The following is a 19,249-nucleotide window of genomic DNA, read 5'->3' as shown; positions in this document are numbered from 1 at the left end:
AAAATAAGCTTAATAGCAATACTTTGATAGTTTGTGCCGGAGAAATAGAGAGTTTTCAATTTGCTACAGCAATTGGAATTGGAATGGTTGAACCAGTAATAAATTTAACTAAAATTTTACTTAATTTAAAACAACTACCAAAAAAGATTATATTTATTGGAAGTTGCGGAATTTATGGCAATGAAAATTTGCTTAAAATTTACCAAAGTTCTTTAGCATTTAACTATGAAATTAGTGGAATTATAGGGCTTAGCTACACTCCTATCAAGATAAATTTGCCTAATGTTTCACAAAAAACAATTTTAATAAATTCATCAAACTTCATTACAAATTCAGCTGAAATTTCAAAAAAATTTAAAAATTTAGGTTTCACAGCTGAAAATATGGAAGCTTACAGTATACGATGTGTAGCAAATTTATTCAAAATAGATTTTGAATGCATTCTATGCTCCACAAACTACTGCAATGAAAATGCACATGATGATTTTATTAAAAATTATCCACAAGCCAAAGAAATAATTACAAAATATCTAAAATCAAAAGGAATTATATGAAAAATTTGCTTGATTATACTCAGGCGGAGCTGTCTGAATTTATCCAGCCAAAATTTAGAACAAAGCAAATTTACGAGTGGATATATAAAAAAAATGCAAGATCATTTGATGAGATGAGCAATCTACCAAAAGATATTAGAGAAAGATTAAAAAATGAATTTTATATCGAACCACTAGAGATGATCAAAAATGAGATTAGTAGCGATGGAAGTATAAAATATCTTTTTAAACTTAAAGATGGCAAAACAATTGAAAGCGTTCTTTTGCCTATGAAAGATGAAATTTTGGATCAAAATGGCAAAGTAGAAAAACACGCTAGATACACTATCTGTGTCAGCTCTCAAGTGGGTTGTAAGATGGGATGTAGCTTTTGTCTAACGGCTAAAGGTGGATTCATCCGTAATCTAAGCGCTGGTGAGATCGTAGGACAAATTCTATGGATAAAAAGAGAAAATAAAATACCATATGAAAGAAGAGTAAATATCGTATATATGGGTATGGGAGAGCCTCTTGATAATCTAAATAATGTATCAAAAACTATAAATATTTTAAAAGATAATGATGGTCTAGCTATAGGAGCAAGACGCCAAACTATTAGCACAAGTGGGTTAGCTACACAGATTAAAAAGCTTGGCGAAATGGATTTGGGCGTGCTTTTGGCTATATCTTTACACGCTGTTACAGATGAATTAAGAGAGAAATTGATGCCAGTAAATAAGGCTTATAATATCGCTAGTGTGATGGATGCTGTGCGTCAATTCCCTATAGATATGAGAAAAAGAGTTATGTTCGAATACCTAATAATGGATAAGATAAATGACAACCTTAGCGACGCAAAAGCCCTTGTAAAGCTACTTCACGGGATTAAAGCAAAGGTGAATTTAATCCTTTTCAATCCACATGAAGGTAGCCCATATCAAAGACCATCGCAAGAAAATGTAGAAAAATTCAGAGATTACCTTCAATCTCGTGGCGTTACATGCACAATTCGTCAAAGCAAGGGGCTTGATATAAGTGCTGCATGCGGTCAATTGAAAGAGCGAAGTAAAGGGGAAAATAGTGCCATTGCTTGATATAATTCAACTTGTTTTTATTGTCATTGTCGTTGCTATTAGCTTAATCGGAATGATATATGTGATAAAATCTGATAAATAAATTTTAATACTAATTGATCTATCCCTAACTCATCTTTAAAAATTTAACTATTTTTTATAGTAATTTTAATCATATTTTAAGTTAGGGGGGGGGTAGAATACTCTTTTTAGACCAAAAAAAGGAGTAATTATGAAAAAATTTATCCTATTCATCGCCCTAGTTGCAAGTGCTATCTTTGCTAATGCATATGATTTATCCTATGGTTCATCTAGTTATGAATACCAAGGATTATCTGATAGAGTTGATGAACTAGAAAGAGAAAATAGAAATCGCAAAAGAGATGCTCAAATGAGAAGTCTAGGTACTGATGATTTCTATAGACAAAATTTGCCATTTGACCCAGGTTTTTAATCCATTTGCGCAAATGGACTTAATCCAAATTTCATCTTGGAACTGATATCAAATTCAGTTCCATTATAGTTAAATTTGAGCCGATTTGAGTGAAGCATAAGTCTATTAGCTCCACTCTTTTGGGTACGCTCGTTTTTGCTCATTTTGCCATCTAAAATTCTCTCTATATCACGTCGTTCAAGCCCATAAATTGGATCACCTAAAATTTTATGTTTCACATAAAACAAGTGAAGCCTAAGCTGATGCTGGCGTCCAGTTAATGGAATACATTCAACTAAAGTTGCATTTATTTTCTCGTCAAATTCAATCGGCCTAAATAGTGTTATAGCACGCTTGCCATTATCACAAATTTGCATTCGAATTTTAATATCATCATAATCTCTTGTAATATCCATCGCTCTATCTATCACAAGCCAATTCTCATCGTTAATAAAACTAAATTTATCTACAAAATCCATATAATTTGCTGCTATGAATCTCTTAAATTTACTCTCCTGAACTTTACCACTCACCAATGCTAAATAGCTTTTAAAAATACATCTACTCTCAAACATCGCCTTAAGTTTTTTAGTAGTTTCTATACTTTTGCCAACTACAATAACTCCACTTGTCTCTTTATCTAATCTATGTGCTACAGATGCATTTTTTCCCCATAGGCTCCAAATCTCATCACATAGGCTATAGTTACAATTCCTACCATTTGGATGGGTCAAAACTCCACTTGGTTTATCAAAAACTCCAAATTCATCAGATTCAAAAATTGGCTCTAATCCAACTGGCTTGCACTCATAATCTATAAAAAATAATTCACCATTTACAGTACTATTTTTATCTAATGTCACACCATTTTTATCAATTAATCTACCCTTATCACAAAGCTTTTGAGCTTGGCTCATTGTATAGCCACGTGATAACAAAATTTGATAAGTTTTTTGCCCGATAAATTCACCAATTTTCATCTTAACATATGCCATTTATTAACCTAATTTTTAGAACATTTTTTATATAATATTAGACTAACTATTATATAAAAAATCAGCAAAAAAGGTTCTGAAATGGTAGAGAGATACGCTAGAAAAGTTATGAGTGATAAGTGGAGTATGCAAGCTAAATATGATGCATGGCTAAAGGTTGAAATAGCAGCAGTCAAAGCGTGGAATAAGCTAGGATTTATTCCAGATAGTGATTGTCAAAAAATCTGCGAAAATGCTAAATTTGATATTGCTCGCATAGATGAAATAGAAAAAACTACAAAACATGATGTTATAGCATTTTTAACAAGTGTTAGCGAGAGCTTAGGCGAAGAGAGTAGATTTGTCCATTTTGGTATGACAAGTAGTGATTGTATCGATACAGCTGTGGCTTTGCAGATAAAAGATAGTATGGAGTTAATCTTAGATGATGTTAAAATTTTAATGGACACTATCAAAAAAAGAGCTTACGAGCATAAAAACACTCTAATGGTCGGCAGAAGCCACGGAATTCACGGAGAGCCTATAACATTTGGTTTAGTTCTTGCTATTTGGCATGATGAGATCAAAAGAGCCTATGAGCTATTAAACCACGCTAAAAGCGTTATTAGCACTGGTATGATAAGCGGTGCGATGGGTAATTTCGCTCACTCTCCACTTGAATTAGAAGAGCTAGTATGCCAAAACTTAGGCCTAAATCCAGCCCCAGCAAGTAATCAAGTAATCCAAAGAGATCGCTACGCTCAAGTAATATCGGCTCTAGCCATACTAGCTAGTAGTTGTGAGAAGATAGCAGTAGCCATAAGACACTATCAAAGGACGGAAGTTTATGAAGCTGAGGAGTATTTTAGCCCAGGGCAAAAAGGCTCAAGCGCTATGCCACACAAGAGAAATCCAGTTTTAAGCGAAAATGTAACCGGTCTTTGTAGAATGATTCGTAGCTACGCTATCCCAGCTATGGAAAATGTCGCCCTTTGGCATGAAAGAGATATCAGCCACTCAAGTGTAGAGAGATTTATCTTGCCTGATGCCTTTATCACGAGTGATTTTATGCTAAATAGATTAAATGGCCTACTAGCAAATTTAGTCGTATATCCAGAAAATATGATGAAAAATTTAAATTTAACCGGTGGATTAGTCTTTTCTCAAAGAGTCCTTTTAGAGCTACCAAAACAAGGTGTAAGTAGAGAAGACGCATACAAAATCGTCCAAAGAAATGCTATGAAAGTTTGGGCTGACCTACAAGAGGGCAAAAAAGCTCTTAATGAAAATGGCGAGAGTCTATTTTTACAAAATTTACTAAATGATAATGAACTTAGACAAAAGCTCAATGAAAATGCGATAAAAGAGTGTTTTGACTACACTTACTATACAAAAAATGTAGATAGAATATTTAAAAGAGTATTTGAAATTTAATATAAAGGCACAAAAAAATAATATGAAAGTTATAAAAAGAAATGGCAGAACTGAAGAGCTAGATATATCTAAAATCAAAAAATACACAAGCGAAGCCGTAGCCGGACTAGATAATGTCAGCTTAAGCGAGCTTGAAGTTGATGCAAAAATTCAATTTCGTGATAATATCACAACTGAAGAGATCCAACAAACTCTCATCAAAACCGCAGTTGATAAGATAGATATTGATCGCCCTAATTGGACCTTTGTCGCAGCTAGGCTATTTTTGTATGATTTGTATCACAAAGCAACTGGATTTAGCGGATATAATAGCCTTGAAGATTATCTAATCAAAGGCGAAAAAGAGGGCAGAATCTTGCTTGGTTTAAAAGAAAAATATGATCTTGATGATCTAAACAACTATATAAAACCAGAGCGAGATATGCAATTTACATATCTTGGGATTAAAACTCTATATGATAGATATCTTATAAAAGACAAAAATGGCAAACCTATAGAGCTACCACAACAGATGTTTATGGCGATCGCTATGTTTTTGGCTCAAAATGAGCTAGATTCTCAAGGTTGGGCGAAAAAATTTTACGATATCATAAGCAAATTTGAAGTAATGCTAGCAACCCCAACCTTAAGCAATGCTAGAACCACAAGGCACCAACTATCAAGCTGCTATGTTGGGAGTACTCCTGATAATATCGAAGGAATTTTTGATAGCTATAAAGAGATGGCTTTGCTCTCTAAATTTGGTGGTGGTATCGGCTGGGATTGGTGTAAAGTGCGTGCTATGGGCGGTAGCATTGATGGGCATAAAAACGCAGCTGGCGGGATAATACCATTTTTAAAAGTTACAAATGATATCGCAGTTGCAGTCGATCAGCTAGGGACTAGAAAGGGTGCAATAGCAGTTTATATCGAGCCTTGGCATATGGATGTAAGCGACTTTTTGGATCTTCGTAAAAACTCTGGCGAAGAGCGTCGCAGAGCTCATGAATTATTTCCGGCTTTATGGATAAATGATCTTTTTATGAAAAGAGTGGAGAATAATGAGAGATGGACGCTATTTGATCCAGCTGATACGCCTGATCTTTGTGATCTATATGGAGATGAATTTAATAAAAAATATATAGAGTATGAAACTAACCCTAATATCGCTAAAAGCGTAATCCAAGCCAAAGAGTTATGGAAGAAAATTCTTACAAGCTATTTTGAAAGTGGTATGCCGTTTTTATGCTTTAAAGATAGCGCAAATAAGCTAAATCCAAATTCACACAAAGGCATAATTAGAAGCTCAAACTTATGCACTGAAATCTTCCAAAATACTGAGCCAAATTACTATCAAACTAAGGTAATCTACACAGATGGTAGCTATGATCTATTTGATGAAAATCTAGAAGTAACAGTTGATGGCGGATACACTAAAAAGGCTAAAAAAATTACCGCTTTAGATAGATTAAACAACAAAGATATATTTATAGTAGAAAAAGGCTTAAAAGAGGGCAAAACCGCCGTTTGTAACTTAGCAAGTATAAATTTAAGCAAAATTAATACCCCTGAAGATATAGCAAGAGTTACACCAATAGCCATTAGAATGCTAGATAATGTTATAGATCTAAATTTCTACCCACATGCTAAGGTTAAACACACAAATTTAGCTAGTCGCTCAATAGGCTTAGGCGTTATGGGAGAGGCTGAAATGCTAGCTACAAAGCAGATAAAATGGGGTGGTTACGAACACCTTGAAAAAATAGATGAAATAATGGAAAATATCAGCTACAATGCCATTTACGCTTCATCAAATTTAGCCGTAGAAAAGGGCGTTTATCCAGATTTTCCTGGCTCAAACTGGAGTAAGGGAATCTTCCCAATAGACCTAGCAAATCCAAACGCCAAAGCCCTTGTCAATCGTGGTGGAAGTCTATTTGATGAAGGTAGTTGTGATTGGGCTAAATTAAGAGAAAAAGTCAAAAAAGATGGTATAAGAAATGGCTATTTAATGGCCATAGCACCAACTTCTAGTATAAGCATATTAGTAGGGACAACTCAAACAATCGAGCCAGTATATAAACGAAAATGGTTTGAGCAAAATCTAAGCGGTATGACCCCTTGCGTAGTCCCAAATTTGAGCCCTGAAACTTGGCAATACTACACTCCAGCTTATGAGCTAGACCAAAGAGTCCTTATCAAAGCAGGAGCAATCCGCCAAAAATGGATAGATCAAGGTCAAAGTCTAAATATATTTATGAGTTTAGATAAAGCTAGTGGAAAATATCTTAGCGATATATATATGCTTGCTTGGAACTTAGGCGTGAAATCCACATACTATCTAAGAAGCGAAAGCCCAGACTCAAGCCACTTGGATAATAAACCAGTTGATCGTAGCATAGAGTGCGAGGGTTGTCAATAAATTTAATTCATAGCTAAGATCTATTCTAGCTATGAATCTTTTTAATTCTATTTAATAAGAATTATCTTATCAAATCAAAATACATTAAAACGAGCAATGCACTCACGCTATTTAAATATGATTGCAATTGGCGGTGCTATTGGAACAGGACTTTTTGTTGCTAGTGGCAATACTATTGCTACAGCTGAACCTGGTGGAGCACTTTTAGCTTATGCGTTAATAGGCTTTATGGTCTATTTATTAATGCAAAGTCTAGGAGAATTAGCTACATATATGCCTGTAGCTGGAAGTTTTCATGAGTATGGAAGTAGATTTATTAGTTCATCTTTTGAATTTGCTATTAGATGGAATTACTGGTTTAACTGGGCTGTTACAGTTGCTGCTGGAGAGGCTAAAGATCCAAACAGAAGTATTCCAAAAGCTATAAATGCAATATTTTGGAGAATTTTGCTATTTTATATATTTGTTATTTTTATCATTAGTACGCTTTTACCTTTTACAGATCCAAATTTGCTCAAACTTGAACCAATTTTAGCACTTATAATGTGTATAATTGTAATAATTGGGCAAAATTATGAAGCCTTAATACAAGGTAGAGATTTTGTCACACTTCTTACTAGCTATATTGGATTGTGGCTATTTTTGCTTATTTGGGCTGGGCATAAACTTATAACTAAAAGTAAAGCTATTGATCCACTTCAAGCCGATATAAAACGCTATAATTACTAAGATTTTATATTAAAACTATGAGTTAAAGCTATTGCTATTGCGTCTGTAATATCAAGTGGCTTTATCTCTTTAGTTATTCCTAGCATCTTTTTTACCATAAATGAAACCTGTTCTTTTGTCGCTTTTCCTTTGCCTGTTACAGCTTTTTTGATTTGAAGCGGAGTATATTCACTAAATTCACCATGAATTTGCAAAATTTTAAGCATTAAAGCTCCACGAAATTGTGCAAGCTTTAAAACTGTTTTTGGATTATAAGCAAAAAATATATCTTCGATTGCTACTGCATCAATTTTATGTGCTTTAAATATTAGATCTAAACCTTCACAAAGCTGAGTAATTTGAAATTGTAAATCGTCTTGTTTTATTTTAATAAGTCCAGCCTCAACCAGTGATTTTCTATTGCCAAATTTCTGAATTATCGCATAGCCGCAATTGCGAGTACCAGGGTCTATTCCTAAGATTTTCACATATATCCTTTTAAGTTATTCACATTATTCACATCTTTAGTGAATTTAATTTATAATAATATCATAATAAGTCATTTTTAATTAAATTTTTAGTAGAATATTAGCTAATAAATTTAAAGGGAAAATATTGCTAGGCACAAAAGCGCTTGAAATTTTGGGTCAAGAGATCTCCAAAAGCGAGATGGATAATTACATTTCACGGATTAAATTTAGCGAAAAAGGTTCAAATTCTCAAAGAGTTATTTTTATCGCTCCTAATGAGCTTATAGCCAAATTTATCCAAACAAAATATGCTAATAAACTAGCTAATATCTACGAAGTTCACACAGGTATAAAGCCTGAGGTTTTAATCACAACCCAAAAGGCAAATTTAAGTATAAAATCAAAAGATGTAAATGTAAAAGAAATTAGAAGTCAAAGTTCACTATTAAATCCTAGCTATACATTTGATAACTTCGTTGTTGGCGATTCTAATCAATTTGCATTTATTAGTTCAAAACAAGTTGCAAGCAATCCAGGAAAAGCATATAATCCGCTATTTATCTATGGTTCAACTGGTCTTGGTAAAACACATCTTTTACAATCAATTGGTAATGAGTGCTTAGAACATGGCAAAACGGTTATTTGTATTACAAGTGAGCAATTCACTAGTGATTTTATACGAAATCTAGAAAACCGAACTATGAATAAATTTAAAGAAAAATATCGTAATTGCGATGTTTTACTGATTGATGATGTGCAGTTTTTTCACAAATCAGAAAAAACACAAGAAGAATTTTTTCACACCTTTAATGAAATTCACGCTAAAAAAGGTCAAATAGTAATGACCTCAGACAAACCTCCAAAAATGTTAAAAGATTTTGAAGAGCGTCTAAAAAGTCGATTTGAATGGGGATTAATGGCTGATATTACGCCGCCTGAACTTGATACTAAAATCAGAATTATTAAAACAAAATGTGAATTTGATAAAATAGAACTAAGTGATGATATAATCGAATATATCGCATCAAATATGGGTGATAATATTAGAGAAATTGAAAGCGCAATTATAAATATTAACGCTTTTGCAAATATTATGCGTCAAGATATCACACTTGAATTTGCCAAAAATGTCATAAAAGATCAGATAAAAGAGAAAAAAGAAGCTATAAGTCTAGAAAATATAATAAAAGATGTAGCACATGAAATGAATATTAAACCAAGTGACATAAAAAGTAAAAATCGTACTAAAAATATCGTAGAAGCTCGTAGAATTTGTATATATCTAGCCAAAACTCTCACTCCAAACTCTATGCCTCAGCTTGCATCACACTTTGGATTAAAAGATCATAGCGCAGTTAGTCACAATATTAAAAAAATTAATAATCTAATGGAAAACGATAGCTATTTTAAAGCTAGATTAGAAGAATTAAAAAATAAAATATTATCAAAGGAATAGTGAATATGTGTGAAAATTCCCTTCAAAGTTTTTCAATAAAATTTACCCGATTTTGCGGTGTTTTGTGTAGTTATTCACAAAATCAACAAACCAACTAAAAAGAAAAAATAAATTTAAAAAATAAAGGCAAAAAATGAAAGTTTTAATCAAAAAGAATATTTTAGAATCAATTATCATAAATACAAACCCTTATCTTGATAAAAAAGATCTTAGTTCAATAACATCTCACATATTCATAAATGCAAAAGATTCAATTCTAACAATTAAAGCTACAGATAATGAAATTGGTCTAAGTTATAAAGCCTCAAATGTAAATATAATTGAAGATGGAATAGCCACAGCAAATGGTAAAAAACTCCTTGATATCATAAAAAGCCTTAAAGATGGTGAAGTTATCTTAGAAACAATCCAAAACCACCTATATATAAAACAAAATAACTCAAAATATCGCTTACCTATGCAAAAAGCCGATGATTTCCCAGATTTCCCAACAATAGAAAATAAAAAAAGATTTAATATAAACGCAGCTAACCTAAGCAAAAGCCTTAAAAAAATCACAAATTCAATAGAAAATACAAATTCAAAAATAGAATTAACAGGTGCTTTAATCGATATAAAAAATAATAGTATAAATTTAGTTGGCACTGACACTAAAAGACTTAGCGTTTATACCCTTGATATAGACTCACAGAGCGAACCATTTAGCATAATAATCCCTAAAAAAGCTATAGTAGAAATCCAAAAAATATTCTATGAAAATATAGAAATTTACTATGATGAAAATATATTTATAGCAATTAGTCAAAATTTTGAATTTTTCACAAAACTGATAAATGGTCGCTATCCAGACTATGAAAGAGTAATCCCAAAAGAGAGTAAAATCAATATAAATTTAAATCGTGAAAAGATGATAGAAGGTATCAAAACAATCTCAATGCTATCTGAAATTATAAAAATCACAATAAATAAAGAAAACATAACATTTGAGAGTATAAATAACGATAATAGCGAAGCAAAAACAGTAATTGAGCAAAATTTTGATATAGAAGACAACATTATATTAGGTGTGAAAAATAGATTTATTCTTGATTTCTTATCAAGCATTGAAGATAGTGAATTTACCTTATCATATAATGATATAGGACTTCCATTTGTGCTTAGCTCTGAAGAGTTAAAAACAGTTATAATGCCTATAAATATTTAAGGATTAAAATGGAAAATTTAGAACAAAAAAAATACGCCGCTGGAAGTATCAAGGTTTTAAAAGGTCTTGAAGCTGTAAGGACACGCCCTGGAATGTATATAGGCGATACAAACATAAATGGCCTTCACCATATGATCTATGAAGTAGTAGATAACTCCATAGATGAGTCAATGGCAGGATATTGTGATACTATCGATATCGAACTTACAAATGAAGGCTCAGCTATAATCACAGATAATGGTAGGGGAATTCCAGTAGATATCCATCCAACTGAGAATATTTCAGCTGCGACTGTAGTTTTAACTGTGCTTCATGCGGGTGGTAAATTCGATAAAGATACATATAAAGTATCAGGTGGACTTCATGGGGTTGGTGTTTCTGTTGTCAATGCATTATCTAAAAAATTGGTTTTGAATATAAAAAGAGATGGAAAACTTCATCGCCAAGAATTTGCCAAAGGCATACCACAAAGTGATTTAGAAGTTATCAAAACTACTAACAAAACTGGAACTAGCATAGAGTTTTGGCCTGATGATACTATCTTTGAAATAACTAAATTTGATAGAGAAATTTTAACCAAAAGATTTAAAGAGTTAGCCTATTTAAATCCTAAAATCACTATAAATTTCAAAGACCAAAGAGATGGATTTAAAGAGAGTTATCACTTTGAAGGTGGGCTTGAGAGCTTTGTAACTGATATGAATAAAAGCAACCCAGTAAGCAAAGCTGTAAGCTTTAGCGGTGGCGAAGAAGATGTTATAGTCGATTTTGCTCTACTTTATAATGAGACATATAGTGAAAATTTACTAAGCTTTGTAAATAATATCAAAACCCCTGATGGTGGGACTCACGAAGCTGGATTTAGAGCAGGGCTTACTAGAGCTATTACAAATTATATAACAGCAAACGCTAATGCTCGTGAAAAAGATACCAAAATCACTGGAGATGATATAAGAGAGGGCCTTATAGCTGTTGTAAGTGTCAAAGTCCCAGAACCACAATTTGAGGGTCAAACCAAAGGCAAACTCGGCTCAAGCTATGTCAAACCAATAGTTCAAAAGATAACTTTTGAAGTGCTTTGTAAATATTTTGAAGAAAACCCAAACGAAGCAAAAGCTATCATGAATAAAGCTCTTTTAGCAGCTCGTGGTAGAGAAGCAGCCAAAAAAGCTAGAGATTTAACACGCAAAAAAGATAATTTAAATAGCGTTGGGACATTGCCTGGTAAATTAGCCGATTGCCAAAGCAAAGACCCAAGCGAGAGTGAAATTTATCTTGTTGAGGGTGATTCTGCTGGTGGTTCAGCAAAGCAAGGTAGAGATAGAGTATTTCAAGCTATTTTGCCACTTCGTGGTAAAATTTTAAATGTAGAAAAGAGCAGACTTGATAAAATTTTAAAATCTGAAGAGATAAAAAATATGATAACCGCATTTGGTTGTGGTATTGGGGATGAGTTTGATGCTAGTAAATTAAGATATCATAAAATCATTATTATGACAGATGCTGATGTCGATGGAAGCCATATCCAGACTCTACTTCTTACATTTTTCTTTAGATTTCTTACGCCAATTATAGAAAATGGAAATGTCTATTTAGCCCAGCCACCACTTTATAGATACAAAAAAGGCAAAAAAGAAATTTATCTAAAAGATGAAAAAGCCCTAAATGAATTCTTAATAGAAACAGGAATTGAAAATGAAGATTTTGAAGGTATTGGCAATAATGATTTGATCGATTATTTAAAGTTAATTAGCGCTTATAGAAGTGTTTTAAATGAGCTTAAAAAGCGTTTTAATCTATTAAGTGCGATTAGATATATGATAGAAAATCCAGATATCATCAGCAGAGATTTTAAAGAGTTATTTGAGATTATAAAAACAGAGCTTGAAACTCAAAATTATAATATCTTAAATTCATATGTCAATGAAGATGAGATTAGAATTTATGTCCAAACTCCAAATGGCCTTGAAGAGTTGATTATCAATGATACTTTATTTGTTAATCCTTTATATATTGAGGCTGTCCATATATATTCTAAGATGAGAGAGCGTGATATTGACCTTAATGGCGATCCATTAGAAGTATTAGAAAATATAGAAAAAAATGCTAAAAAAGGTGCTTATATCCAGCGTTATAAAGGTCTAGGTGAGATGAATCCAGATCAATTATGGGAAACTACCATGAATCCAGAAAATCGCCGTTTATTAAAGATAGATGTCAAAGATATGCAAAGCGCTAGTGATATATTTGAGCTATTTATGGGTGATGAGGTTGAGCCAAGGAGAGAGTATATCCAAGCTCACGCTAAAGATGTTAAGCATCTAGATGTTTAAGGATAGATATGGAAAATTTAAAATATGGCGAAAAAATAATAGCTGAATTTGATATAGATAAGGATTTTGAGATATGGCCAAATAGTGCTAATAAAGATTATGCGATCAAAATCACTCTACCAGAGTTTGCTTGCTTTTGTCCAAGGAGTGGCTATCCGGATTTTGCTACAATTTATCTAACCTATGTTCCTGATAAATTTGTAGTAGAGTTAAAGGCTCTAAAATTATATATAAATAGCTTTTTAAATCGCCATATAAGTCATGAATCTAGTATAAATGAAATTTACGATACTCTAGATAATAAACTAAAACCAAAATATCTAAGAGTTGTTGGTGATTTTAATCCAAGGGGCAATGTCCATACGATTATAGAAGTTGATAGTAATATGATAAAAGAGCAAAAATACGATACAAGCTCTATTGTATTTGAAAATACTAGGAAATTTAATTAATGATAAATCCAAAACTTATTGAACATATTTTCAAAGCAGCCAATATATCAAGGTGGAATGACTATCCTAAGATGGTTGAGCTATCAGAGCTAGACAAACAAGCTCATAAATTTATAATAGCATATTTCATCGCAAAGCTTGAAAATGATGTAGATATGCGTTATATAATAGAAGGTGGGGTTTTTGAGTTTTTAAGTAGAGTTGTGGTAACTGATATTCGCCCAGATGTCTTTCACCATATCCAAAAAACCAAAGCTAGTGAGATAAATAACTGGGTTTTGACAAATTTAGAACCATTAATAGAAGATATCGAAAATGGTAAATTTTTAGATAGATTTAAGAGTTATTTAGAAGATAAAGACCACAAAAAAGAGAGATTAATTTTAAAAGCTGCTAGTTATATAGCTACTAAGTGGGAATTTAGCATTGTATATCAAACTAGTAAATTTTTAAATGATATTGATGAATTAAAGCAAAAAGTAGATGAAGAGCTAGAAGATTATTATGAATTAATCGGTGTTAGAAAGATCGCTATGAACCAAAAATTAGCTCGCATAGTCGATCTAAGTGGAAGATTAAGATTTCAAAAGCGTTGGGCTCAGACGAACCGCATTCCAGAAACAGCAGTTTTAGGTCATATGTTAGTTGTAGCGATATTTGGCTATTTTTATTCAATCAAAGTTGGAGCAAATTCAAAAAGATTAGAAAATAACTTTTATTGCGCTTTGTTTCATGATCTACCTGAGAGCCTAACTCGTGATATTATAAGCCCTGTTAAATATGGTATTGATGGGCTAAATGAGATAATTAGCGATTATGAGATGAGATTAATCGAAGATAAGATTCTTCCATATGTCCCACAAAGTTTTAGAGATGAATTTAGCTATATTTTGGGCGTTAGAAGTGATGATGGGGTCTTTAAAAAAGATGAATTTGAAAATAGAATTTGTCGCACAACTCCACAACCATATCACGGAAGTATGAGTAATGTCAATGATGATGAGTATAACAGCATTGATGGCAAGGCTTTGAAATATTGCGATAGATTAGCTGCTTTTGTCGAGGCTGGACTCTCTATAAGCTATGGTGTTAAAAGCAAGGATTTAGTAAGAGGATTTCAAAATATAAGAGCTAAATTCAAAAAAAGCCCAAAAATTGAAGGGGTGGATTTTGATAAAATTTGTAGAGATTTTATGAAAGATTTAGATATAGAAAACCTCTCCCCAGATGACTGCGGCACACACCTATAAAAAGTGCTCTGCTATGTTCCCATCCTGAAGCGGTGCTTTTTAAAAGCATTGCACAGGTCTAAGGAAAGGCGGATGAAATTATATCTATATTTTACTTAAAATAGGATTATGATGAGTTATAAATTACATTTTTTATCTATTTTTCGTGAGCTTTTTGTTCCGCATTATCGATCACTAGAGTTTAGAGCCAAGATTTTTACCGCTATGTTAATTGCTAAAAATAGTATTTTAGATAGTGATTATCAAGAGGTTGAAGAGATAGCAAAAGATATATATGGTGATGATAAAAAGCGAATCCACATCCTAGTCCAAACGGTTAAAGAGTATGTAGAAAAGGCCACTCAAGGCTCTAAATTGAATTTAGATATATTACTAAAAGATATAGATTATGAATTAAAAATGATAAAAAGATATGTCAAAAAGATTGATTTTGCGCATTTGCGTCGTTTGATGGTTAATAGTGATGAGATAGATGCACATTTTCAACAACAAGTTTATGAGTTTTTTTTAAATGAAGTTAAAATTTATTCACATAGTTAATTAGTTTATATTATATTGCAAATGATATATCTAAATAAAATGGCTCTTTTTGATTTTATCTTTTAGTTTATTTTCTATTTTTGTTTTTTCTGCTGTGATTTTTATTGTTTCTTTTTCTAAAGTACCAAACATTACATTAAGTGTGAAACTAATTAAGCCCTACAGCCCACTGCCAAAATGGCATTACATTATATGTGATTTTTTCAAATTTAGCTATTTGACTTTGTGAATTTGAGATTATATCTACTTTTTTTAAACCTAGATCATTACAGTGATTGCTTAGTTTTTTAGCTTTTAATATTGCAAGTTCAGATGGCAAAAATGGCAAAATCAAAATCCCATAACTCATATCAGGAATGATAAAATCAATTTGATTGCTATACTTTATCTCTTTTTTTAGCTTTAAAAGTTCGCAAAATACCATATTTGCTATCGTTGCTTTGGGATCTTTGTGTAGACTTAGAGCTGATTTTAGAGCAAAATTGCTAAAATATACCCGTTTTAAAGCGATATTATCGTTGATATTTGAAATAGTTTTTATAAGATTTTGATCTTCTAAATCGGTTATATTTTGATAAAGTTTGTCTTTGCTAAGTTTCATATGAGTTTTTAGAGTTTTGTAAATCTTAAATGAATTTAACGGTTGATGTATAAAATTTGCGATATTTGCTAATATCTTACTATTTAGATCTCCTTTTGATGCTTTTATATGCTTTTGCAAAAATGCCGTAGTTTCAAATTCGCTTAAAAATGGACTAAAAGCCAAATTCCCACGAATCAAAAAGTGGCTAAAAAGCGTTCTAGCTTCATAATTTTTACGATAAAATAGTATAAACTCTTCATAATCCAGCCCGAGTATTTCAAGTTGATTTAATCCATCTATATGCAAAGAATTTAGATCAGTAGAGATGATAATATTATCACAAATAGGTAGTTCTATTTTGGATTTTAGATTCTCAATTGCTAAGGCTTTGATATTTTTGGCCTTGATAAACTCATTTAAGTTATTAAGTTCTATACCAAAACTTCTTATATCATCTAAGTCTATATATAAAAAATTATCAAATTTACTTAAATGATTTAAAATTAATGAGCTTTTACCACTTCCATTGGCTCCTTTTAGTAGAATTTTAGAGCCTTCTATGCGTATTTTTCGCTCTAAAAACTCTCTTGATTTTGGCGGGTTTTGATATAAATTTTCTAAGATATTCAAATTTCATCCCCAAATAGCGAAGCCTCAAGTGCTTTTGGTTTAAAACTTTGTCTAGTTAATTCATTTGGGCCATATTTTTGTAGTGCTTCTATATGAGCTTTAACTCCATAGCCTTTATGTTTTGCGTAGCCAAAGTATGGATAAAAGCTATCAAAACGGCACATTTGCAAATCTCTACTAACTTTAGCAATTATACTAGCAGCGCTAACTTGTGGAATTTTAGCATCAGCTTTAATAATTGTCTCAATCCCATCAATACCATAATTACAGTTTCCATCATAGATGATTTGATGTTCTCTAAAGTGAAATTTAATCACCCTTAAAGCTCGTCTTAGACAATTGCTAAGCCCGATTTCATCTATAATTTTATTGTTAAAATATATGGTTACAAATTCACATTGTTGGATTAAGCTTGTATATATTTGTTCTCTTTTTTTAGGGGTTAGCTTTTTAGAATCGGTTAAATTTAACTTACTTAAATCGCTATTAAAAGCACATCCACATACAACTAGCTCACCAGCTAAAGCGCCTCTACCAGCTTCATCAACACCACAAATTTTAGTCAATATTTCTCCTTTTTAACACTGAGTGAATAAGTGCTAAGGCGATAAATAGCATACTAGCTGTGCCAGTTATAATCTCACTAACTTCGTAAAAAATTTTAATAAACATTATCACTGCTAGAGCTAAAATCGCATAGTGAGCGCCATGTTCAAGATAGATAAAACTCTCAAGTATCTTTTTGCGAACCATATAGATAGTAAGACTTCTTACAAACATAGCTCCAATACCAAGCCCAATCATAATAATAAAAATATCTTGACTCATTGCAAAAGCTCCAATAACCCCATCAAAGCTAAAGCTAGCATCTAAAATTTCAAGATATAAAAAACCCATTATCCCGCTTTTAATTCCACTTGTACTAAATATCTCATCAAACATCCCTAGCCCTAAATGCAGCACTATAGCACTAAAATATGCGATGGCATAGGTAGAATTTTGGGTTAGCATAATTAGGATTATTCCAGCTAAAATAGCAATAAAAAGAGTTATATTTTGAGATTTTGAAAGGGTTTTAATTAAATGATTATCCTCTAAAAGTCTAATCCATTTTGTCTCTTTTTCTTCAAAAAAGAATGATAAAAATACCATTAGTAAAAATCCGCCACCAAAGATATAAATTTGATTTTTATTACTATGTAGAGCGTGATGATACTCATCTGGATTATTTAGTGCTAAATTTAGCGTCTGTAGCATCCCCATATCAGCAGCAATTGATACAATAAGAATTGGAAATAAAAATCTCATTCCAAAGACAGCAATAGGAATTCCATAGATGATAAATCGCCTTTGCCATACTTGAGACATATGACGTAAAATTCTAGCATTTACCACAGCATTATCAAAGCTTAAGCTAACTTCAAGAATAATTAATAAAATACAGATATAAACAGCAGTAAATCCATCTAAAAAATATGCTGCTACTAGACCTAAGATTGTTAAAATAAATGATGAATAGAAGTATTTCATGATTTAGAAAATAGTCTAGAAACTGCTAAGAATATCTCACTAGCTGCAGATTTCAAATTTTCTTTAGCATCACTTTTGCTGATATTTGAAAAAATCGCACGCATCTCTACATTAATTGGTGTATGATTAAAGTTTTCATTAAGCACAGAAAGGATTATATTTTTGTATTTACTAGCTTGATTAAATGGCGCATTATTCTCATCAATATTGTCTAAATATTTCCAGTTTTTAACCTCTATTATATAAATTCCAAGCATTGGGTGAATAAGTAAAATATCAATTTCGTAAATTATATTGGCATTTTGAAATTTAGCTTTTGGTATTAGGTAGTAGTTTTCATTGCTATGTTGTAAGATTGATATTAAAGATTTAATTACTATCTCTTCGCCTTTTAGATATTTAGCTAGAAATTTTTCTATATTAATAATCCCCATACCGCTCCTTTGAGTAAGTTATAATTAAAGAATTTAAATCTCAAATTAGATCTGAATTTAGTTTACCGCATACTCAAATGCCCCAAAGGGGCTAGATTATCTAAGTGTTAGTGTATATCCATTGCCGCTTTGTCGGATAGCGTAATGATAGTTACCATCTAGGGATAAAACCACTCTATAATAATCCTTATGAGCTCCGATTGTAGCTTTTTTTAGTGGGCCTTTTTGAACCTTTATACTTTGAGTTGAAAACTCGCTACCTCTTTTAAAATCCATAACTATCTTATCAGGTTTATTAATGATAAAGTCTCTAAACATCTGATCTTTTGTGATTATTTCAATTTTAGAAGCAAATATATCAAATTTGATAAAATCCATAAATGCTATACTTTTTAGCGGTGGTTCTATTTTTGGTAGGACACTAAGTGGTTTTGGTGTAGCTTGTTTGGCTACTGCTTGTTTAGTCTGTTCATTTGTGGTAGTTACTGAGACATCTAAAGATGGAGTAGTCTCGCTACTTACTGGTGGCTGAGATAAGATAATTATATCATCGTGCCAATCAAAACTAGCATTAATATCAATACTTTTTTGTTTTATGCTACCATCTACTGATTTATAACTAAATGTTGCTGTGACAATCTCTCTAGCATCGCTTGGAAATTTAGCTACAACTCTATTTAATTTTGGCGGGTTTTCACTAATATTAGTTGAATCTAGTATAGTGACATTAATATCATCTGGGGTAAATGGATTTTCTCTAGCTACGAGTGCTAAAACGCAGCTTGATATTAAAATAATCTTTTTCATTTTT

General features: G+C 31.9%; 18 protein-coding genes, 1 other RNA gene and 1 pseudogene. 12 read left to right on the top strand and 8 right to left on the bottom strand.

Annotated elements, in window-relative coordinates:
• The first annotated feature begins 23 nt into the window (after nt 1–23).
• From CIGNP85_RS04440 to CIGNP85_RS04430, 3 genes are all read left to right on the top strand, one after another.
• Complete coding sequence (locus CIGNP85_RS04440) at nt 24–554, top strand: phosphorylase family protein (protein WP_086238531.1); 531 nt, start codon at nt 24–26, stop codon at nt 552–554.
• A complete protein-coding gene (rlmN, locus tag CIGNP85_RS04435; RefSeq protein ID WP_086287157.1) occupies nt 551–1,627 on the top strand; it encodes a 23S rRNA (adenine(2503)-C(2))-methyltransferase RlmN in 1,077 nt (358 codons plus the stop codon). Before CIGNP85_RS04440 ends, rlmN begins: the two co-directional genes overlap by 4 nt.
• Before the next feature lie 211 nt (nt 1,628–1,838).
• Nucleotides 1,839–2,060: a hypothetical protein gene (locus CIGNP85_RS04430; RefSeq protein ID WP_086252288.1), complete on the top strand. Its 222-nt coding sequence runs from the start codon at nt 1,839–1,841 to the stop codon at nt 2,058–2,060.
• Here the strand turns inward: CIGNP85_RS04430 and CIGNP85_RS04425 are convergent.
• Nucleotides 2,057–3,034 carry a pseudouridine synthase family protein gene (locus tag CIGNP85_RS04425; protein ID WP_086241577.1) on the bottom strand — a complete coding sequence of 326 codons (978 nt, stop codon included), beginning with the start codon at nt 3,032–3,034 and terminating at the stop codon, nt 2,057–2,059. The genes CIGNP85_RS04430 and CIGNP85_RS04425 overlap by 4 nt on opposite strands.
• Nucleotides 3,035–3,115: 81 nt before the next feature.
• Between CIGNP85_RS04425 and purB the strand changes: the two genes are divergently transcribed.
• The 3 genes from purB to CIGNP85_RS04410 all read left to right on the top strand — a co-directional run bounded on the left by purB (nt 3,116) and on the right by CIGNP85_RS04410 (nt 7,577).
• Complete coding sequence (gene purB, locus CIGNP85_RS04420) at nt 3,116–4,447, top strand: adenylosuccinate lyase (protein ID WP_086287155.1); 1,332 nt, start codon at nt 3,116–3,118, stop codon at nt 4,445–4,447.
• Nucleotides 4,448–4,469: 22 nt separating this feature from the next.
• Nucleotides 4,470–6,848 (top strand): ribonucleoside-diphosphate reductase subunit alpha, encoded by a 2,379-nt coding sequence (locus CIGNP85_RS04415; RefSeq protein WP_086241625.1) that lies wholly within the window; start codon nt 4,470–4,472, stop codon nt 6,846–6,848.
• Nucleotides 6,849–6,944: 96 nt separating this feature from the next.
• Nucleotides 6,945–7,577 (top strand): amino acid permease, encoded by a 633-nt coding sequence (locus CIGNP85_RS04410; protein ID WP_201790148.1) that lies wholly within the window; start codon nt 6,945–6,947, stop codon nt 7,575–7,577.
• Here CIGNP85_RS04410 and ruvC read toward each other — a convergent pair.
• The gene (gene ruvC, locus CIGNP85_RS04405; RefSeq protein WP_086225245.1) at nt 7,574–8,050 is read right to left on the bottom strand and encodes a crossover junction endodeoxyribonuclease RuvC; all 477 of its coding nucleotides are present in this window, start codon (nt 8,048–8,050) and stop codon (nt 7,574–7,576) included. The two genes, CIGNP85_RS04410 and ruvC, sit on opposite strands and share 4 nt — an antisense overlap.
• A 121-nt stretch (nt 8,051–8,171) precedes the next feature.
• Here ruvC and dnaA point away from each other — a divergent pair, with 121 nt between their 5' ends.
• From dnaA to CIGNP85_RS04380, 5 genes and pseudogenes are all read left to right on the top strand, one after another.
• A complete protein-coding gene (dnaA, locus tag CIGNP85_RS04400; RefSeq protein ID WP_086225244.1) occupies nt 8,172–9,482 on the top strand; it encodes a chromosomal replication initiator protein DnaA in 1,311 nt (436 codons plus the stop codon).
• Between the two features lie 133 nt (nt 9,483–9,615).
• Complete coding sequence (dnaN, locus tag CIGNP85_RS04395) at nt 9,616–10,686, top strand: DNA polymerase III subunit beta (protein WP_086287153.1); 1,071 nt, start codon at nt 9,616–9,618, stop codon at nt 10,684–10,686.
• Nucleotides 10,687–10,694: 8 nt separating this feature from the next.
• Nucleotides 10,695–13,019, top strand: a complete 2,325-nt coding sequence (gene gyrB / locus CIGNP85_RS04390) for a DNA topoisomerase (ATP-hydrolyzing) subunit B (protein ID WP_086268598.1) — start codon at nt 10,695–10,697, stop codon at nt 13,017–13,019.
• An 8-nt stretch (nt 13,020–13,027) separates the two neighbouring features.
• The gene (gene queF / locus CIGNP85_RS04385) at nt 13,028–13,471 is read left to right on the top strand and encodes a preQ(1) synthase (protein ID WP_086225241.1); all 444 of its coding nucleotides are present in this window, start codon (nt 13,028–13,030) and stop codon (nt 13,469–13,471) included.
• Nucleotides 13,471–14,670 (top strand): annotated as a pseudogene (locus tag CIGNP85_RS04380) (HD domain-containing protein); the annotation flags it as partial. The gene queF and the pseudogene CIGNP85_RS04380, both read left to right, overlap by 1 nt.
• 18 nt (nt 14,671–14,688) lie before the next feature.
• Here the strand turns inward: CIGNP85_RS04380 and ffs are convergent.
• An RNA gene (gene ffs / locus CIGNP85_RS04375) (signal recognition particle sRNA small type) lies at nt 14,689–14,786 on the bottom strand.
• Between the two features lie 46 nt (nt 14,787–14,832).
• Here ffs and CIGNP85_RS04370 point away from each other — a divergent pair.
• Nucleotides 14,833–15,261 carry a hypothetical protein gene (locus CIGNP85_RS04370; protein WP_086225240.1) on the top strand — a complete coding sequence of 143 codons (429 nt, stop codon included), beginning with the start codon at nt 14,833–14,835 and terminating at the stop codon, nt 15,259–15,261.
• Between the two features lie 148 nt (nt 15,262–15,409).
• Here the strand turns inward: CIGNP85_RS04370 and CIGNP85_RS04365 are convergent, their stop codons facing one another.
• From CIGNP85_RS04365 to CIGNP85_RS04345, 5 genes are all read right to left on the bottom strand, one after another.
• A complete protein-coding gene (locus tag CIGNP85_RS04365; protein WP_086228608.1) occupies nt 15,410–16,474 on the bottom strand; it encodes an ATP-binding protein in 1,065 nt (354 codons plus the stop codon).
• On the bottom strand, nt 16,471–17,040 hold the full coding sequence (locus CIGNP85_RS04360) for a ribonuclease HII (RefSeq protein WP_086225238.1): 570 nt from the start codon (nt 17,038–17,040) through the stop codon (nt 16,471–16,473). The genes CIGNP85_RS04365 and CIGNP85_RS04360 overlap by 4 nt, the downstream gene beginning before the upstream one ends.
• Complete coding sequence (locus CIGNP85_RS04355) at nt 17,033–18,004, bottom strand: DUF475 domain-containing protein (protein ID WP_086287151.1); 972 nt, start codon at nt 18,002–18,004, stop codon at nt 17,033–17,035. Before CIGNP85_RS04355 ends, CIGNP85_RS04360 begins: the two co-directional genes overlap by 8 nt.
• Nucleotides 18,001–18,438 (bottom strand): nuclease-related domain-containing protein, encoded by a 438-nt coding sequence (locus CIGNP85_RS04350; protein ID WP_086287149.1) that lies wholly within the window; start codon nt 18,436–18,438, stop codon nt 18,001–18,003. The genes CIGNP85_RS04355 and CIGNP85_RS04350 overlap by 4 nt, the downstream gene beginning before the upstream one ends.
• A 96-nt stretch (nt 18,439–18,534) precedes the next feature.
• Nucleotides 18,535–19,245 (bottom strand): AMIN domain-containing protein, encoded by a 711-nt coding sequence (locus CIGNP85_RS04345; protein WP_086287147.1) that lies wholly within the window; start codon nt 19,243–19,245, stop codon nt 18,535–18,537.
• Nucleotides 19,246–19,249 lie beyond the last annotated feature (4 nt).

This window comes from Campylobacter sp. P0085 (assembly GCF_002139495.1).
Lineage (GTDB): Bacteria > Campylobacterota > Campylobacteria > Campylobacterales > Campylobacteraceae > Campylobacter > Campylobacter devanensis.
The sequence above is the reverse complement of the archived record's forward strand: the minus strand, read 5'-3'. Positions and strand labels throughout refer to the sequence as shown.